General features: G+C 60.0%; 12 protein-coding genes and 1 tRNA gene. 9 read left to right on the top strand and 4 right to left on the bottom strand.

What is annotated here, in order from left to right:
* Positions 1 to 21: 21 nt before the first annotated feature.
* From AB3X39_RS05825 to AB3X39_RS05845, 5 genes are all read left to right on the top strand, one after another.
* Positions 22 to 591, top strand: a complete 570-nt coding sequence (locus tag AB3X39_RS05825) for a DUF4390 domain-containing protein (protein ID WP_369416411.1) — start codon at positions 22 to 24, stop codon at positions 589 to 591.
* Positions 592 to 624: 33 nt separating this feature from the next.
* Positions 625 to 2,964: a sensor histidine kinase gene (locus AB3X39_RS05830; RefSeq protein ID WP_369416412.1), complete on the top strand. Its 2,340-nt coding sequence runs from the start codon at positions 625 to 627 to the stop codon at positions 2,962 to 2,964.
* Between the two features lie 5 nt (positions 2,965 to 2,969).
* Complete coding sequence (locus AB3X39_RS05835; RefSeq protein ID WP_369416413.1) at positions 2,970 to 3,812, top strand: sigma-54-dependent Fis family transcriptional regulator; 843 nt, start codon at positions 2,970 to 2,972, stop codon at positions 3,810 to 3,812.
* A 72-nt stretch (positions 3,813 to 3,884) separates the two neighbouring features.
* A tRNA-Phe gene (locus AB3X39_RS05840) sits at positions 3,885 to 3,960 on the top strand.
* Positions 3,961 to 4,036: 76 nt separating this feature from the next.
* Positions 4,037 to 4,453: a YkgJ family cysteine cluster protein gene (locus tag AB3X39_RS05845; RefSeq protein WP_369416414.1), complete on the top strand. Its 417-nt coding sequence runs from the start codon at positions 4,037 to 4,039 to the stop codon at positions 4,451 to 4,453.
* On the opposite strand, the gene AB3X39_RS05850 is transcribed toward AB3X39_RS05845, so the two are convergent.
* The 4 genes from AB3X39_RS05850 to AB3X39_RS05865 all read right to left on the bottom strand — a co-directional run bounded on the left by AB3X39_RS05850 (position 4,414) and on the right by AB3X39_RS05865 (position 9,207).
* Complete coding sequence (locus tag AB3X39_RS05850) at positions 4,414 to 4,842, bottom strand: hypothetical protein (protein WP_369416415.1); 429 nt, start codon at positions 4,840 to 4,842, stop codon at positions 4,414 to 4,416. The genes AB3X39_RS05845 and AB3X39_RS05850 overlap by 40 nt on opposite strands.
* A 246-nt stretch (positions 4,843 to 5,088) precedes the next feature.
* Positions 5,089 to 7,380, bottom strand: a complete 2,292-nt coding sequence (locus tag AB3X39_RS05855) for a hypothetical protein (RefSeq protein ID WP_369416416.1) — start codon at positions 7,378 to 7,380, stop codon at positions 5,089 to 5,091.
* 12 nt (positions 7,381 to 7,392) lie between these two features.
* Positions 7,393 to 7,566, bottom strand: a complete 174-nt coding sequence (locus AB3X39_RS05860) for a hypothetical protein (protein WP_369416417.1) — start codon at positions 7,564 to 7,566, stop codon at positions 7,393 to 7,395.
* Between the two features lie 267 nt (positions 7,567 to 7,833).
* On the bottom strand, positions 7,834 to 9,207 hold the full coding sequence (locus AB3X39_RS05865) for a sigma-54 interaction domain-containing protein (RefSeq protein ID WP_369416418.1): 1,374 nt from the start codon (positions 9,205 to 9,207) through the stop codon (positions 7,834 to 7,836).
* Between the two features lie 381 nt (positions 9,208 to 9,588).
* Here AB3X39_RS05865 and AB3X39_RS05870 point away from each other — a divergent pair, with 381 nt between their 5' ends.
* From AB3X39_RS05870 to AB3X39_RS05885, 4 genes are all read left to right on the top strand, one after another.
* On the top strand, positions 9,589 to 11,136 hold the full coding sequence (locus AB3X39_RS05870; RefSeq protein ID WP_369416419.1) for a cytochrome ubiquinol oxidase subunit I: 1,548 nt from the start codon (positions 9,589 to 9,591) through the stop codon (positions 11,134 to 11,136).
* Between the two features lie 13 nt (positions 11,137 to 11,149).
* Positions 11,150 to 12,289, top strand: coding sequence for a cytochrome d ubiquinol oxidase subunit II (gene cydB, locus AB3X39_RS05875; RefSeq protein WP_369416420.1), 1,140 nt, complete (start codon positions 11,150 to 11,152; stop codon positions 12,287 to 12,289).
* A gap of 90 nt (positions 12,290 to 12,379) precedes the next feature.
* Positions 12,380 to 12,526: a cytochrome bd-I oxidase subunit CydX gene (cydX, locus tag AB3X39_RS05880; protein WP_369416421.1), complete on the top strand. Its 147-nt coding sequence runs from the start codon at positions 12,380 to 12,382 to the stop codon at positions 12,524 to 12,526.
* Positions 12,523 to 12,759 carry a cyd operon YbgE family protein gene (locus AB3X39_RS05885; RefSeq protein ID WP_369416422.1) on the top strand — a complete coding sequence of 79 codons (237 nt, stop codon included), beginning with the start codon at positions 12,523 to 12,525 and terminating at the stop codon, positions 12,757 to 12,759. The genes cydX and AB3X39_RS05885 overlap by 4 nt, the downstream gene beginning before the upstream one ends.
* Positions 12,760 to 12,773 lie beyond the last annotated feature (14 nt).

The following is a 12,773-nucleotide window of genomic DNA, read 5'->3' on the forward strand; positions in this document are numbered from 1 at the left end:
AGCCCTCATCGGCGCGGGCTCATGGTCGGTTTCGTCTTGTGCGTATGGATCGGACTGACCTTGGGACTTCTGGGTGCGCCAGCACCTGCGCAAGCCCGCTCAGAAGCCATCGAACTCCAGCACATCGAAGCGCACCGGCAAGACGGCAATCTTGATGTGAGCTTTGACACCCGCTTTGAATTAGCCCCCAGCGTGGAAGAGGCGCTGCAGAAAGGGGTGTCGCTGTACTTCGTGGCCGAAGCGGAGGTGCAACTCTCCCGCTGGTACTGGTTTGATCGCACCTTGCTCAAAGCGCGGCGGGTATGGCGTCTGAGTTATCAACCGCTCACCATGAACTACCGCGTTCATCTTGGCGGTTTATCGCAGACCTATGCGACTTTGGCGGAGGCCTTGAAAACACTGCAACGCAGTAAAAACTGGCGCCTCAATGAACCCCCTATGCTGGTGGACGAGGGTCCGCTGAATATCGAGTTTTCTTACCGCCTTGATGCCACCCAACTTCCGCGGCCCTTGCAACTCAGCATCGGCGCGCAACGCGAATGGCACCTCCACGTCCAACGCAGCTTGGATGTGGGGCCTTCACCCCACTGATCGGGTTTTCCAACCTTGTTCTTTCTGCCCATGATGCCCATCCGCTCGACACGCTGGATCGGGTTGATGGTGCTGGGTGCCACGCTGACTGCGGCACTGGCATTGATCTTCCTGCTGACCATCGCCACTCAGAATCTAGCCCGTTACGAACGCCACTTCGACTGGCTCCTCACGATCAATATCAGCGTGGCCGCCATCCTTGGTGTGGCGGTTGTCATCACGGGGGTACGTCTGATAAGGCGGGTACGCAAGGGGCAATTCGGCAGCCGCCTGCTGCTGAAGCTGGCCGCCACCTTCGCCTTGGTGGGTGCGGTTCCAGGCACCCTGATTTATCTAGTGTCCTATCAGTTCGTCTCCCGCAGCATCGAGAGCTGGTTTGACGTCGAGATTGAACAGGCCTTGGAGTCTGGACTCAGCCTTGGCCGCACCAGCTTGCAGGTTCTCAGCAGTGGCTTGGCCAACAAAACACGCCTAGCCACCGATCGCTTGGCCGAGATGCCGGCATCGCAGCAAGTGATTTCCTTGGAGCGCATACGAGAACAACTGGGGGCCGACGACGTGATGCTTTTGTCGGACAACGGTCAGGTTTTGGCCTCCGCCCATGGGTCGCTCGAACATCACGTCACCCCTCCACGCCCCACGCCCAGCCAGATGCGCCAAGCCCAGTCGCTACGCGTCCAAACCAGTGTGGAGGGGCTGGAGGAACACGACCCCGACAATGCAACAGGCCTCCAACCCGCGCCAGTGCGTGCACGCATTCAAGCCTTGGCATGGATTGCGTCGAGCACCTTTGCTCTGGACGACAGCCATGAACGCTATTTGCAAGTGACGCAGCAAATTCCGGTGGAACTGGCGACCAATGCCCTGGCGGTAGCCTCCGCCTACAAGGAATATCAGCAGCGCATGCTGGGGCGGATGGGGCTGCGCAAGATGTACATCGGCACCCTGACGCTCACCCTGATCTTGGCGCTGTTTTGTGCCTTGCTGATGGCCGCTGCCTTGGGCCAACAACTGGCGCGACCCTTGCTGCTCTTGGCCGAGGGCGTCAACCAAGTGGCCCAAGGTGACCTACGCCCCAAGGCCGTCTTTGCTTCACGTGATGAGCTTGGCGGTCTGACACGTTCGTTCGCGCTCATGACGGAACAACTCGATGATGCACGCACGCAGCTTCACACCAGCCTGACTGAACTGGAAAGCGCTCGCACGCATTTGCAAACCATTCTCGACAATCTCACAGCAGGTGTGATCGTCTTCGATCTGGAAGGACACATCGATACAGTCAACCCGGGTGCCTTGCGTATCCTGCGCGCTCCAACGGGATCAACGTGGCGCGGGCAACGGCTCGACCACATCCCCGGACTCGCCGGACTCGCCCATGCCATCGAACACCATTTCACCGCCCACGCCCACACTCATGACCCTGACAGCACCGACCCCGATCACTGGCAGGACTCGCTGGAGCTTCAATCTCAAGCCGAGCACGATGTGCTGACGCTGCTTGTTCGCGGCGCTTCCTTGCCCAGCAAAACTCGGCTGATCGTTTTCGATGACATCAGCGACGTCGTCTCGGCCCAACGCAGCGTGGCATGGGCCGAAGTGGCCCGCCGTCTGGCCCACGAAATCAAGAATCCCCTGACCCCCATTCAACTGTCGGCGGAGCGCATTCAGCACAAGCTGGAAAACCGCCTTGAAGGCACGGATCGACAGTTGCTGGTGAAGTCAGTTGCCACCATCGTGGCGCAAGTCCAGTCCATGAAACAACTGGTCAACGAGTTCCGCGACTACTCCCGCCTGCCCTCCGCCAATCTGACCCCCCTCGACTTGAATGCGTTGGTGGCAGAAGTCTTGGGGCTGTACGGCAACGCCCTCGAAACGGGCTTGCTGCGCGCAGAAACCACCCCGGATCTACCCACCATCCAAGGCGACACCACCCAACTTCGTCAAGTCATCCATAACTTGGTGCAAAACGCCTTGGACGCCGTGGCCCAACGGAACGAGGGCCGTGTCATGGTTCGCACGGAGATCGTCAACGATGAGCATGGCGCAGTTCGATCGGTGCGACTCAAGGTCATCGACAACGGCCCAGGCTTCACCGACAAGGTGCTCAAACGCGCTTTTGAGCCTTACGTCACCACAAAACCCAAGGGCACGGGACTCGGTCTGGCGGTGGTCAAGAAAATCGCCGAAGAACATGGGGCACGTGTAAGAATTCAAAATCTTGGTGACGAGATAGGTACTTTTGGTGGCGAATTCACGGGAAATGGCGCCCAAGTTTCGATAACATTTGTTCGTTCGGTCCTCGGTGCACCTGCTTCGAAAGAGACCTCGCCTCCTAACCCTGCAACCATGATTACCGGCCCACGGGCTTCCTGAAATCCATGGCCACTATTCTTGTCGTCGATGATGAACTGGGCATCCGTGCCCTGCTGTACGAAATCCTCACGGACGAGGGGCATGCCGTAGAGCTGGCTGAGAACGCCGCCCAAGCGCGCACGATCCGGGAGCTCAAACGGCCTGACTTGGTGCTGCTCGACATCTGGATGCCCGATGTCGATGGCATCACACTTCTCAAGGAATGGGGCGCGGGTCCCTCGCCGCTCAACATGCCCGTGATCATGATGTCAGGACACGGCACGATCGATACAGCGGTCGAAGCCACCAAATATGGTGCGATTGCTTTTCTTGAAAAGCCCATCACGCTGCAAAAACTCTTGCGGGCCGTCGAGCACAGCTTGGCCAAAGCCAGCCAGAAAGCCGCTGTACCGTCACCCGCTGCGTCGAGCGTGACAACCCCAACGGCGGCCGGATCCAGTGGTTCCGCAACGCCCAACTATTCGACCCCCTTCCACGCAGCCGAACGGGCCACAGGCCTCGGCGGGGCTGAAGGGACAAGCCACGCCGCAACCTCACCCCAGCCTATGCCCGCCCTCTCCGGCGCAGGGAACATCCATGCGGCGGCGCAACTGGAAAGCTTGAATGAAGCCATCCCCTTAGCCGTAAGCAGCACAGGCCCGGCCTACGAACAGCGCTTCGTGCTCAACAAGCCCCTGCGTGAGGCCCGTGATGCCTTTGAAAAGGCCTATTTCGAATTTCACTTGGCCACCGAAAACGGCAGCATGACCCGCGTTGCCGAGCGCACCGGCCTAGAGCGCACGCATCTTTATCGCAAGCTCAAGCAGCTCGGGGTGGACCTCTCCCGCAGTCGCCGGAGTGGTCACTGAGCATTTTTTTCATACCTGCTGAGAAATTTCGGTAAATCGTAAAAATTCGGGCTACAATTCCGCCTCTGTTTTGGCCAAGTAGCTCAGTCGGTAGAGCAGCGGATTGAAAATCCGCGTGTCGGTGGTTCGATTCCGCCCTTGGCCACCAAAATCAAGCAAAACGCCAATCCTCCGGGGTTGGCGTTTTGCTTTGTGCAAAGCCATGGAGTTCTTCGAACCGAGCCATGAGATCCTCGATTCACATCGTCGATGTTGATCGACTGGAAACTTGGACCCGCTATCGGCAGGGTCTGTGCGACAGCTGCGCGGCCAACTGCTGCACCATGCCGGTCGAGATCCGGCTCGCTGACCTCGTGCGCTTGGGGCTGGTCGATCCCTTTGAAGCTGAACACGAAGAACCTCGCCTCATCGCTAGGCGTCTGGTCAAGTCTCGACAGGTCGAGCGCTACAACCACAAAGATGGCCTCTTCACCATGGCCCGGCGCGCCAACGGCGATTGCCAGTTTCTTGACGCCCAAACCCGCCGTTGCACGGTCTACGAGCAGCGCCCCAACACGTGCCGCAAGCATCCTCAGGTGGGACCCAAGCCGGGGTACTGCCCTTACGGCGCCCGAGTCAAGTCGCTGACACCTTCCGCGTAAAGTTGAATCGAGAGGCTTCGATCGGCATCGAATTCAAAGTGCAGGCGAGATGGAAGCAGTCCGAGGTGATGTGCCTGCACGGCAAGCGCCAAGAGTTGCTCAATTTGAGGGCGGACCGTCTCATCGGGTCGCGGATCACAAACAAGGTCATCAGCCGCTGACGGCTGGATGCAATCGATGCGATAAGGCAGGCTTATCGCCAGATCTCGGTGGCTTTGGGCGAGTTGCTGACCCAAGGCTTGGACCCGTGCTACGCGCTGCTGCGCCTCCACATACGCCCGGTAAGCAAGCTCACCGGACATGCCCATGCCGGTGAGGTGCGACGGCGGCCGAAACACGGCGACCGGCACAACATCTTCTGCACGCAAGATCACAGGCGCTGAGGCCACCGGAGGGGGTACAGGAACAACGGGCCCCGCACGAGTCCGCCGCCCCCTCATCCGCGGACGTGGTGGCAGGGGAGCCGGCATCCGTACAGCACGCACGACCCTCGTTTTAAACACACCATGCCTCAAAGACACCGAGGGAGAAGAGGTGAAAAAGGGCTGATGCATCAGCATGGCAGCATGCAGCGCCACGCTGATCAGCCCGGCAAAGACGACGCAGCGTACTTGCAGCACGCGGTCCTCACGGACTCACTGAATCACACCATGGATGACGCCAAAGCCACCGCTGACACTGGGCTGAGAGCCGATGTAGAAGGGATCGGCGGCACTGCTTGGGTCATGCAGGCTGGCGGCTGAGGGCAACGTCTGCGGGTTCAACGCCAGCCCGGCACAAGCACTCGGCGTGGTCTTGCCCAGACGAACTTCCGCGTTCAGTGCCTTCACGATCAGCGGCGTGCTGGCAGCACCCGCCATGCCCGGCAAAGTCATCGTGGCGCCGTCCGTCAACGCAAAGACCGGCACAAAACGCACGTTGCCGCCATCACAGGGGGCCGGCTGGTTATCCACCGGATTCACACAACTCCCGGGAATGCCAAACAGGTTGCCAAAACCGTTGAACTGCAACTGAATGGTTTTGCCCACCCAAACCCCGGTGGGGTCATCCGTGGCACTGATTGGGTACTGGATGTTGCGTGGCGGGTCGAAACTCATCACTTGGGCATTGCTGGTGCGCGTCAGCCATGTGGATTGATTCCACGACTGCACACCCGTTTCCCACGTGTAGTACGTGGCGGGTGCTTGCGGTTCACAAACCGTTGCCGACATACCCATGTAGGGCGGTGTGCATGACGTCAGCGGTGCGGTGAACAACCGACCCGTCATCACGCCCCCCATGTATTGGGACGAGAAGTGACTGGGGTTGGTGTCCGTCACCGGAGCCCCCGACTCTTTCAGACCCGAGCCGTCAAAGGTGTAATGCACCGACTGCGCACCGTACATCCACTGCTGCCCGGTACCGCTGCCAAAAGGCCCATTCATGCCGGTGAACGCAGCCAGCGAGGCAGCCGTGGGGCAATTGCTCATGCAGTAAAAATCGGTGGGGGCACCGGCACTGCCAGGCAACACTACGTTTTGGGTGTAGTACGTCACCGCATCCGTCCCCACATGGGCCACGCCGGTCGAAGGCACGTTCACATTGCCACCCACCGCATCCGACCACCCCGAAAGCGGCATACCCGCCAAGGCAGCCGCGCCGATCTTGGCAGCTGGAGTGACCGAGGCCACCACACACCCCGTGGGGTTGCAACTCTGCTTGCCCGTCACATAAACCGCCGCAGTGGTTTTGTCCCAATGGGCCTGCCATGTGTTGAAGCCTGTGACCGACGGGTTATCCGTCAGGCTGGCTTGCGGGTTCGTGGGATCACTCAGGTTGCCCCAGAAAAACATCGGGATACCGTCCACCGCATCCAGCGTGGTGCTGCCTTGACTCCACTGTGTCAGCTTACCGCTGACCTTGGAGAGGCTGTAGACGTTGGTGTTGTTGGGGCGCTGATCGGTGATGGTGTAGCCGTTGACCAAGCCGTCGGGCAAAGCCCCCAGATCCACCCCTTGGAGGTTGAGTCCCCAGTAGCCGGCATAACCGTAGACCTTGCTGCCGTCAGCCGTCTTGGTCGCCACGATCGGAAAGCCTGGATGGACCGTATCGACCCGCGCACCCGTGACAGCGTCGTACGTGCCGTAGCTCCATACGGATTTGTTCGCCTGAGCGATGGAACGGTTGAAACACACATCGTTGGCGGTGTCGCTGCGCCGAAAGAGCGCACTGTCATAGGCGAAATCAAAACTTGTGCCATTGACCGCCATGGTCCCAGCACCCGACGTGGTGGACGCCGCCGCCATGGTCAAACCGTTAACCCGCAAAGGATTGCCCGGCTCGGTGTTGCGCTCGAAGTAACTGATGGCCCCGGCGGACGAGTCGATAAAGCCATTGAACATTTGCAGCCCACCCGACTGACCCGCGTAGTCGAGGCGAAACACCCCATACGGCGGCACATCGGTCGGCGACTGGCTGGCCGCAACACGCACATCCACCGTCACGGGCATGCCGTTGCCGTTGTTGAAGCTCAACCAAACCTTGGCGATCATCGGCGCGCTGTTGCTGGCCCGAGAAACGTTGACCACCGCATTCATATAGGACGGCGTGGCCTCGGCTGCCGAAGACGTTGCCGTGGAGTTGCTGGCGTTGGCACGCTTGGACGAGTCGCACTTGTTCTGATCCACCAAAGCGCTGTAGAGCACACTCACACTGCCATCGGCAGCAGCAGTGCCCTTTTGGTCCAGCATCTCGGCTGGGCGCATCGCGTTCATGATGCAAAGCACCATGTTGAGCTGATTGACCCCATCCGAGGTGGCGTCTTGGACATAGACGTTTTGGGGATCGGTGTAGTACGGCGAGGCGGTATCGGCAGGTGCCGCCATCAAGGGCGAGGCCAGCCCCAACAAAGCCACCGCAGACGCCACACGGGTAAGACGCAGCTTCATGATCATGCCCCTTCAGTGGGTGGTGGCTGTCACCACCGAGACACTGCCCGGCATGCCCACACCTTTGACGGTGCTGGTGTTCGTCGTCCCGCCTCCAGAGGAAGAACCACCCGAAGACCCGCCGCCACAAGCTGCAAGCCACGGCAACCCCATCGCCAAAACCCAAACGATCAGCAATTTGTTCATGGTGACTCCTTCAGAAAACGTCAAGGCCACACTCACGGTCCCTTGTAGCAGCCTTGGCCTTTTTCAACGGAGTATCCGAGCCGACTTAGACTTGCATCAACAAGGCCCCGACATGGGACTTTTCAAGCCACCACGGAAAGCGCACGCTTAACAGTTTTGGGGCCACTTTCACCCGCCTGTCCATGCACCACATCGAAAACGGGTCGATATCCTCCCTCATGAATCGCCTGGCCAGTCATGTCGACTTTCAACACGGACCCCACATGCTCAATCGGGCTTGCCTTCTAGGGTTTTCAAACGCCGATACAAGGTCCGCTCACTGACGCCTAAACGCTGGGCCAGTTCGGCACGGCTACCGCGATGCGCCAAGACTTCAGCGCGCAAAAGATCGCGGCTGAGATCGTGCAAGGAGCGTGGCGGGACGGCTGCTTCGGCGGGTGGCACGGTGCTGGGCGAAGCGGGTGGGGGGCTCACCGCTTCACGGGCAGCGCGACTGAACTCAGGTGTCAGGGCTTCTTCAACGTGGTGCGGCTCCAGCACCGGACCATCACAGAGCAAGCTGGCGCGCTCAAGCAAGTTGCGCAATTCGCGCACATTGCCGGGAAAATCATAGGCCGACAGCAGTTCGAGCGTGGCGGGAGCCAGCGTCACCGGCCCATCGCGCCGCAGGCGTGCCAGCAATGCGGGGACCAGCAGGGCCAGATCCTCACGACGTTCACGCAGCGGCGGCAAGTGGATCGGAAAGGTACTGAGCCGGAAATAGAGATCGGAGCGAAACAGATTCTGCGAAGCCATGTCGCGCAGATCACGATGCGTGGCGGAGATGACCCGAATATCGGCGTGACGCCACTCCGTCGAACCAACCCGGCGGTACGTGCCGGATTCAAGCAAGCGCAGCAACTTGACCTGCATCGGCAACGGAATCTCGCCGACTTCGTCGAGAAACAGCGTGCCCCCGCTCGCTGATTCCACCAGACCTTGCTTTTGATGGGTGGCCCCGGTGAAGGAGCCTCGCTCGTGACCGAAAAGCTCGCTCTCAAACAAATGTTCGGGCAAGCTGGTGCAGTCCAGCACCACCAGCGGCTTGTGTGCCCGGCGGCTGGCGGCATGCACCGCACGCGCCACCAATTCTTTGCCCGTGCCCGACTCCCCTTGGAGCAACACCGTGGCCTCGCTCGGGGCCACGCGGGCCACCTTTTGCAACATGCGCTGGAAAGCCGGGGCACGCCCCACCAGCTCCCATCCAGCTGCCGCTGCGGTCGCTGACGACACGGTGCGCACGGCTTCCATTTTTTCGACAAAGTACGCCATCTCGCCTTCGGCATTGCGCAAGGGCAACAACTCAATGTTGACGTAGGCCTCGCCCTTGGGCGTGTGGTGCAAATGCAAGACGCGCTCACGCTGTCCCGAACTACGGGCCTTGGCCAAAGGGCAACATTCACCCGCTTGATCGCAGGGCACGCTGAAGTGGTGCGAAACCTCGTAGCACGTCCGGCCCACCACACTGCCTTCGGGACTGAACTGCTTGCGATACGCCGCGTTGGCCGCAAGGATGCGGTACTGGCGATCAAACAAGATATGCGGCTCGGCGAGCCCTTCTAGGTATGACACCAACTCGGGCAACAACTTCACGCCAGGCATCTGACACCTCTTTTCATGGGTCGCCGATTGTGTCAGAGCACTGCCATAACTGTCAGTGAGCGTCAGTAAAGCCATCCCCTGGATGCAACAAATCGCCCCCCTCGGGGGGGCTCCTTGAGGCTTAAACGTGCATAAATGCCTCGACGAAGGGGCGACGCCCCACTTTTGGACCTCATACACGGCTGGCATGGTTCTTGGAATACATAGGGTATTCACGCAAAGCATCTGCCATGTCACCCAACCTCTCGCACGACCCGCACCACGCCCCAAAGCCAGTGCGCCAACGCCTCAGCCTATCCCTGAGCAGCGAACTAACCCTGATCATCCTCATCAAGCTCGTCGCACTCTGGATGCTTTGGGCCCTGACAAGGAGTGCATGACATGTCTGACCAACTTGTGGATGTGTCACGGCTGCAATTCGCCGTCACCGCGCTTTATCACTTCCTGTTTGTGCCCTTGACCATCGGCATGACATGGATGCTGGTCATCATGGAAAGCGTTTACGTCATGACCGGCCAAGTGGTTTGGAAGGACATGACGCGCTTTTGGGGCAAGTTGTTCGGCATCAACTTCGCCTTGGGCGTGACCACCGGCATCACGATGGAGTTTCAGTTCGGCACCAACTGGGCTTACTACTCGCACTATGTGGGTGATGTCTTCGGCGCACCGCTGGCCATCGAAGGGCTGATGGCCTTCTTCCTCGAATCGACTTTCATCGGTCTGTTTTTCTTCGGCTGGGACCGTCTCGCGCGCACCCAACATTTGTTGGTGACCATCCTGATGGCGCTGGGCACCAATCTGTCCGCGCTGTGGATTCTGATCGCCAATGGCTGGATGCAAAACCCGGTCGGGGCTGAGTTCAGCTGGCAGACCATGCGCATGGAAATGGTCGATTTCTGGGCCGTGCTCTTCAACCCGGATGCTCAAGCGAAGTTTGTGCACACCGTCTCGGCCGGCTACGTGACCGGTGCGATGTTCGTGCTCTCGATCTCGTCGTGGTACTTGCTCAAAGGCCAAGACGTGGCCTTTGCCCGACGCAGCTTCCGCGTGGCCTCCGCCTTCGGTCTGGCCTCGGTGTGCTCGGTGATCGTGCTGGGCGATGAGTCCGGCTACACCGTGGGCGAAGCCCAGCAAACCAAGATGGCCGCGATCGAAGCCATGTGGGACACCGAACCCGCGCCAGCAGCTTTCAACCTGATCGCTTGGCCCAACGAGGCCGAGATGAAAAACGACTGGGCGATCGAAATTCCGTGGGTGATGGGGCTGATCGGCACGCGCTCCATCCACAAGGAAATTCCTGGCATCAAAGAACTGATCGCCCGCAACCGCACCCGCATCGTCTCGGGCATCGAAGCCGTCAAGGCACTGGACACGCTGCGCCACGATCGCAGCCACCGAGAAGCGGAGTCCGTCCTCAAGCAGCATCAAGCCAATCTCGGCTTCGGTTTGCTGATGCGCAAATATGTCAAGTCGATGGCGGAGATCACCCCCGCGCTGATCGACCAAGCGGCCCGCGACACCATCCCCAAGGTCACACCGATGTTCTGGGGCTTCCGTGCCATGGTCGGTTTGGGCATGGGCATGCTGCTGCTTTTTGCGACCGCGTTCTGGTCCACGCTCAAGGTGCGCTGCGGTGAACAACGCTGGTTGCTGCGCTGGGCCCTGCTGATGCTGCCCGCCCCTTGGCTGGCGTGTGAGTTGGGCTGGTTTGTGGCGGAGTATGGCCGCCAACCGTGGACGATCTACGGCGTGCTGCCCACGCACCTTTCGGTGTCAAGCATCAGTGTCGAGAGCGTCTATCGCTCTTTGGCGGGCTTTGTCGCCTTCTACACGGTGCTGCTGATCATCGAAATGGGTTTGATGATTCGCTTTGCTCGCCTCGGTCCCGGCAGTCTCGGTACCGGCCGCTACGCCAACGAAACCCATTGAAGAAAGAGTCACCATGCTTTTCGATTACGAAACCCTCAAGGTGATCTGGTGGCTGCTGGTGGGCCTGCTGCTGGTCGGTTTTGCCATCATGGACGGCCACGATATGGGCGTGGGCGCGCTGCTGCCCTTTGTTGGCCAAGGCGACGAGGAACGTCGTGTGGTCATCAACACCGTCGGCCCGCACTGGGACGGCAACCAAGTCTGGTTCATCACCGCCGGTGGCGCGCTCTTTGCCGCTTGGCCGCTGGTCTACGCCACCGCTTTTTCTGGTTTTTACTGGGCCATGCTGTCGGTCCTGTGGGCGCTGTTTTTGCGCCCCGTCGGCTTCGACTACCGCAGCAAGATCCATCACCCGCTCTGGCGTCAAACCTGGGACTGGGGTCTGTTCATCGGCGGGATCGTGCCCCCGCTGGTGTTTGGCATCGCCTTCGGCAACTTGCTGCAAGGGGTGCCCTTTTATTTCGATGACTTGCTGGTGTCGCACTACACCGGCAGCTTTGCCGACATGCTCAACCCCTTTGCCCTGCTGAGCGGCGGGGTGGCCTCGGCCATGATCATCCAGCATGGCGGCGTGTATTTGGCCCACCGCACCGAAGGTGATGTGCAGCGCCGATCTATGCGTGCAGCAAGCGTGGCGGGTGTGCTCTGTCTGATTTTGTTCGCAGGGGCCGGTTTGTGGCTGGAACGGATCCCCGGCTATGTGATCACGTCGGTGGTGGATACCGCTGCCCTGCCCGATCCGCTGAATAAAACGGTGATCCAGGTCGATGGGGCTTGGTTGAGCAACTTCCTGCACTGGCCGTGGCTGTGGCTGCTGCCCACCTTGACGTTTGCCGGCACAGGCCTTGCCATCGTGCTCGGCCAAGGGGGCCGCACAGGGTGGGCTTTTGTGGCCTCGTCGCTGTCCATGGCCGGCATCATCGGCACGGCCGGGGCCGCAATGTTCCCCTTTGTCATGCCCTCATCCACGCATCCGAACGCCAGCTTGACGGCGTGGGACAGTGTTTCCAGCCCGCTCACCCTCAGCATCATGCTGGTGGCCGCGGCTATTTTTATCCCGCTCATCGTCGTCTACACCAGTTGGGCGTATCGGGTGATGCGGGGCAAGGTCACGGTGGACCATATCCGCCGCAACGCTCACAGCGCCTATTGATTTATGGGGATACGGAGGGACTCTTATGCAAAACACCCCTACGGTTTACGTTGATATCGACAAGCTTTGACGGTTCAAGAGGAGATTTTCATGTGGTATTTCACCTGGATACTGGGCGTCGGCTTTGCCGTCTTGCTGGCCATTCTCAACGCCATGTGGGGCGAACACGCACTGGCACGGAGCGAGAGTCATCGTCCCGATCCAGCATCCGCTGACACGGACGGATCACACCCTTGAATCTGCTGGTCCTTGGGGGTGCGTGTGCCATCGCGCTGGTGGTCACGATTTACCCCCCTATGCTTGTGCAAAGCGACGGCCACGTGGATCATGTGCGCCTCGCTTTACTGATGTTGGCCATGAGCACCGGTTTTATCCGGGGCGTCGGCTATATCCCGAGCCACCGCTTCTGGCGGTGGCTTTTTTCGACACCGACTGCTTTGGCATGGCTGTTGCTGGCAGTCTGGTGGTGATTCCTTGACGGGCC

Source organism: Leptothrix ochracea, assembly GCF_041083635.1.
GTDB classification, from domain to species: domain Bacteria; phylum Pseudomonadota; class Gammaproteobacteria; order Burkholderiales; family Burkholderiaceae_C; genus Sphaerotilus; species Sphaerotilus ochraceus.

Excerpts from the sequence above, each read along its gene's own strand:
- AB3X39_RS05825 (WP_369416411.1), top strand. The coding sequence starts at position 22 with ATGGTCGGTTTCGTCTTGTGCGTATGGATCGGACTGACCTTGGGACTT.
- AB3X39_RS05830 (WP_369416412.1), top strand. The coding sequence starts at position 625 with ATGCCCATCCGCTCGACACGCTGGATCGGGTTGATGGTGCTGGGTGCC.
- AB3X39_RS05835 (WP_369416413.1), top strand. The coding sequence starts at position 2,970 with ATGGCCACTATTCTTGTCGTCGATGATGAACTGGGCATCCGTGCCCTG.
- AB3X39_RS05845 (WP_369416414.1), top strand. The coding sequence starts at position 4,037 with ATGAGATCCTCGATTCACATCGTCGATGTTGATCGACTGGAAACTTGG.
- AB3X39_RS05855 (WP_369416416.1), bottom strand. The coding sequence starts at position 7,380 with ATGAAGCTGCGTCTTACCCGTGTGGCGTCTGCGGTGGCTTTGTTGGGG.
- AB3X39_RS05860 (WP_369416417.1), bottom strand. The coding sequence starts at position 7,566 with ATGAACAAATTGCTGATCGTTTGGGTTTTGGCGATGGGGTTGCCGTGG.
- AB3X39_RS05865 (WP_369416418.1), bottom strand. The coding sequence starts at position 9,207 with ATGCCTGGCGTGAAGTTGTTGCCCGAGTTGGTGTCATACCTAGAAGGG.
- AB3X39_RS05870 (WP_369416419.1), top strand. The coding sequence starts at position 9,589 with ATGTCTGACCAACTTGTGGATGTGTCACGGCTGCAATTCGCCGTCACC.
- cydB (WP_369416420.1), top strand. The coding sequence starts at position 11,150 with ATGCTTTTCGATTACGAAACCCTCAAGGTGATCTGGTGGCTGCTGGTG.
- cydX (WP_369416421.1), top strand. The coding sequence starts at position 12,380 with ATGTGGTATTTCACCTGGATACTGGGCGTCGGCTTTGCCGTCTTGCTG.